The sequence below is a fragment of the Phormidium sp. CCY1219 genome (assembly GCF_035615515.1).
Taxonomy (GTDB): Bacteria; Cyanobacteriota; Cyanobacteriia; order Cyanobacteriales; family Laspinemataceae; genus CCY1219.
In genome coordinates this window covers 1-301 of sequence record NZ_JAJENT010000067.1, presented here as the reverse complement: position 1 = coordinate 301, position 301 = coordinate 1, and the positions used below count along the sequence as shown (strand labels likewise).

Below are 301 nucleotides of genomic sequence, written 5' to 3'. Positions count from 1 at the left end.
GCCGAAACAACTGTCTCCTCTGTTAGGTGCGGAAAAAGAAGCGCGGGATATCGGACAACTGCTGAATGTTACGCCGCTGATTGGGTCGCAAGCAACGGAATCGGCAGTGGTGCAAAAAATGCCCTCGGCGCGAATTATACACTTGGCGACTCACGGCAGCTTCGACCCCACCCGAGGTATCGCCAGTTGGATTGCCCTCACCCCCACCAGCAGCGACGATGGATTGCTCACAGCAGGAGAAATCTTCGACATGGAACTCAATGCGGATTTAGTCGTCCTCTCTGCTTGCGAGACGGGACGC

1 protein-coding gene is annotated in these 301 nt (G+C 55.8%); it reads left to right on the top strand.

Annotated elements, in window-relative coordinates:
- A partial coding sequence (locus LKK83_RS00450; RefSeq protein ID WP_324628772.1) for a CHAT domain-containing protein occupies positions 1-301 on the top strand: 301 nt, incomplete at both ends.